At 53.5% G+C, this 3,345-nt stretch carries 6 protein-coding genes; all 6 read right to left on the bottom strand.

Translation table 11 applies throughout. From position 1 onward, the window contains the following. On the bottom strand, positions 1–448 hold a 448-nt coding region (locus M3O22_06125; protein ID MDP9196322.1), incomplete at its 3' end, for a Type 1 glutamine amidotransferase-like domain-containing protein. A gap of 132 nt (positions 449–580) precedes the next feature. Continuing rightward, the gene (locus M3O22_06120) at positions 581–1,024 is read right to left on the bottom strand and encodes a hypothetical protein (protein ID MDP9196321.1); all 444 of its coding nucleotides are present in this window, start codon (positions 1,022–1,024) and stop codon (positions 581–583) included. A gap of 102 nt (positions 1,025–1,126) precedes the next feature. Then, positions 1,127–1,579: a GNAT family N-acetyltransferase gene (locus M3O22_06115; GenBank protein MDP9196320.1), complete on the bottom strand. Its 453-nt coding sequence runs from the start codon at positions 1,577–1,579 to the stop codon at positions 1,127–1,129. Then, positions 1,580–2,221, bottom strand: a complete 642-nt coding sequence (locus M3O22_06110; GenBank protein MDP9196319.1) for a GNAT family N-acetyltransferase — start codon at positions 2,219–2,221, stop codon at positions 1,580–1,582. It abuts the gene before it with no gap. 147 nt (positions 2,222–2,368) lie between these two features. Beyond that, positions 2,369–2,767, bottom strand: a complete 399-nt coding sequence (locus M3O22_06105) for a hypothetical protein (GenBank protein MDP9196318.1) — start codon at positions 2,765–2,767, stop codon at positions 2,369–2,371. Positions 2,768–3,156: 389 nt separating this feature from the next. Next, on the bottom strand, positions 3,157–3,345 hold a 189-nt coding region (locus M3O22_06100; protein ID MDP9196317.1), incomplete at its 5' end, for a hypothetical protein.

Here is a 3,345-nt window from a genome sequence, read left to right as displayed (position 1 = left end):
CTGTAAAGTCTGTCAGCTGGGCCCGGTCCGGTTTGTCCATGGCACGGATATAGTCGATATCCGGGCAGGCGAGCACAGTGCCCGCGCTGGCGCCCACGTACCACGCGCCGTGGTCCAGGCAGGGCTTCAGGGCCTGTGCAAAGCCACTCTTTTGAACATGTTCCAGCAGGAAGTACGTGTTGCCGCCGGTCAAGCAGATAATATTGGCGTGGGCCAAGGCGTGGCGGACCTGCTCCGGCGTTTTGCCCTGCAGGTCGAATTCGGTGAAGCTTTTCACCCGGTCACGCAGGGCCGCCTTTTCCGGGATCAACCAGCGGTCGATGTTGTCCTCCCCCGCCGCTGCGGTGGGAATGCACACCACGGCCATCTCCGCCAGTGGCCGGTCAAACACCCGGTCCAGCTTTGGCGTAAAATCCCGCAAGTTCGAGGCGAGGAGAAGGCGGGTCATTGTGGCGTCCTTTATTTTACCTCTCCCTTCTGCCTTTGTCAGGATTTCGGCGGACAGGCAAGTAGAGATGCAAATTATGTGTTACTCCTTCCCCACCTGACATCCAGCGAGAGGAGGTCTTCGATACGGGTTTTACCATAGAGGAAAGAGCTCGAAGGAAGCTATTTTCGGAGGCGCTTCATAACTTTGTCCCGAACGTACAGCGCCATTAACCAGTTGTCTGGTTTCTGTGATGGTTCTTCCCAATGTAGTTGCCAGACGGCGCCAATAGCAGTCTTCATCTGACTCGCCGGGAGATTTGCATGAAAAAACCAAGTTTCCGTTTTTTATCGTAGCAGATCCAAGCATTGCTTCTCTTGCTGCAAAAGCTTTTTTCAGTCTTTCTGCCTCCTGCCCCAGAAATTTTAATACAGCATCGCTTTTGTTATCCGGAAAAGGGGAGAGATCGTCTGCATCAAACCACTTCTGGCCGGCCGGACTCAGGAAATCTCGACGTAAAATAACAGCATCCAGACAGGTCATGCATATTTTTGCCAATGCATTGATAGTTATATAGGCATCACTTATGGCGGGCATAATTTTCTCATCTGTTTATTTTACAAGCCTGAATTCTAGACCAGATCTGCGAAACTATATCCGTTTTCCAGGCGGTGCAGAAAAACGGAGGCTGGAAGCGTGTCATTTGGCAGTCTTTAATATTTTTGTCATGAACCAGCCGCCGACGTGACTCTGGCCGCTTTTCTGAAAGCCAAGGCGTTCGTAGAGTTTCGCCTTGTCCGGATAGGCGGCCAGAATGACGGTGACTGTTTTTCCGGCTGCGCGGGAAATTTCATCGAGGCAAGCCTGGACCAGCGCCTGGCCAATTCCCTTGTTGCGCCGGTCAGGGTGAACAGCAACCCAGCTGATGCCCCAGACCTCCAGAGTAAAAAGCTCTTCTGACCAGGCGGAGGCTCCGATGATTTTCTCATTCTCCACAGCAACCAGAAACCGGGGACAGCGGCATGAATTGGACAACCATGTTTCAATAAATTTTCTGCCCAGCGGCCGGCTGGTTTCAGCGTCAATCAGAGCCAGGAATTCGACCAGCCGGGTAAAATCAGAAGGAAGGGCAGCGCGGATGGTGTGGGTCATTTATGGCTCCTTCCCCCACGTCACGTCCAGCGGGGGGAGGCCCTCGGTGTGGGTGCGGTAGTATCCGTGGCCGTCCACCAGGGTGCCGTCGGGCATCTCGCAGTTCCAGGGCTGGCGGATGGCGTGGGTGAAGCCCAGTTTTTCGATGATGGCGCGGCTGGCCTCGTTGCCCTCCGCGTGGCCGATGGTCACCACACGGGCCGACAGCGCGCCGAACGCATAACGCAGCAGGGCATTGGCGGCCTCGGTCGCATAGCCTTTGCCCTGAGCGCTCTTGCGGATCCAGTAGCCGATCTCGAACCGCCGGATGCGCCAGTCGGCGCCGTGAAGGCCGGTGAAGACAACGGGTGTTCCTGTTGTCCGTTCAATCCCGATCATGCTCAGATCTTCGCGGTTCTGGAAGCGGGACCAGGCCTTTCGTGCATAGATTTCTTTCAGTTCAGGATTGCCTGCATCTTCCCGGTTCCGGGCCCAGTCCATCCACAGATACAGTTGATCCAGGGTTTCGGCCGAGGCTTCGGCAATGGTTTTTCCATCCCCCGCTTGCACGGGGCGAATGATCAGCCGCGGAGTGATAATGGGCATGGGCACGTCGACCAGAACCGGGTCGGTGGTGAAGGCTTTGGTGGGGGTGGTAGTCATTTACAGTTCCTTGTTTTGACCTCTCCCTCAAAGGGGAGAGGTAAATTTATGCCACCGCATCTGCGCGCCGTTTGCAGGCTGTGGCATGCTCCTTGACGGAGCCAGCAGCGGTCGCATTTCTGGCCGGGGACGAGAAGACAGCAAGAATTACTTCGTTCCTGATGGCCCATCAGATCCAGGACTTTTTCTCCTGGCGGGATTTTTGAGCTGTTCAGGATTGCTTCCTTCTTTCCCTTTAAATTCCCCTGGCTTTCCAGATCCGGCTGCTCTTTGGCTTTTCAATTTATTGTTATTTCGACGATCTGGTGCATTGCGCTTGGAATCTACTGACGTGATAATTCTGTCGCATTCTGATGTCGGCACTCCAAGTTTTTCCAAAACGCCAAGCAATGGTTTCATGCTTGTCTGATTTTCTATAAGAAATTCCCAAAAAAAGCTTGGTGGCGGAAGAGGAGCGGCGGGTTTTTTCAGATCATCAGGATTCGGTGGACCAAACATATACCCTTCCTCTGAAATCTTGACGCGGGTGTAACCAGCTTCACTCAATATTTTGAGAAATTCCTTTTTATACTGTGTGGCAAGATTTTCGTCTGTCCAGGAACCAAGGTGAAACTCCGCAAGAAATTCTCTTGCCCCTTCTCTTTTTCGGTCAAAGCGTATTTCTAGGCAGAAATTCCCTGTTTCCTAGCCTGCAAGACGTATAGCGCTGTCATCTTCAAGCCATATGCCAAAATGTTCCTGTCTGTCCAGATAAATGCCATCGCCCGCTCCGGGTCTGCTCTCAGCCGTTCCTGGCATACTTGCCAGATGTCGTATATCCAGAACTGCGGGTTTGTATTCAGACATTTTTTGCTCCTGTAGTTATATTGAATTAAACGATGCGCTTATACTAACGGTAATCTGCGAAAGTAATTCGCAATTTTTGGGTGCGCAGATTACGTTGTCACCGCCCCAGCACACCGTTTACAGGCCGTCGGGTGGGTCTTGACGGTGCCGACCTCGGGCAAAATCTGCCAGCAGCGGTCGCATTTCTGGCCGGGGGCCAAAGAAACAACCACGGCGACGTCGGCTTCACCTTCCAGGCGGAAGGCTTCTTCAGGCGCCAGGAGACGTTCCTGCACCAC

The sequence above is a fragment of the Pseudomonadota bacterium genome, from assembly GCA_030775045.1.
In the GTDB taxonomy this organism is placed as follows: Bacteria; Pseudomonadota; Alphaproteobacteria; order JALYJY01; family JALYJY01; genus JALYJY01.
This window is presented reverse-complemented; position numbering and strand designations above follow the sequence as displayed.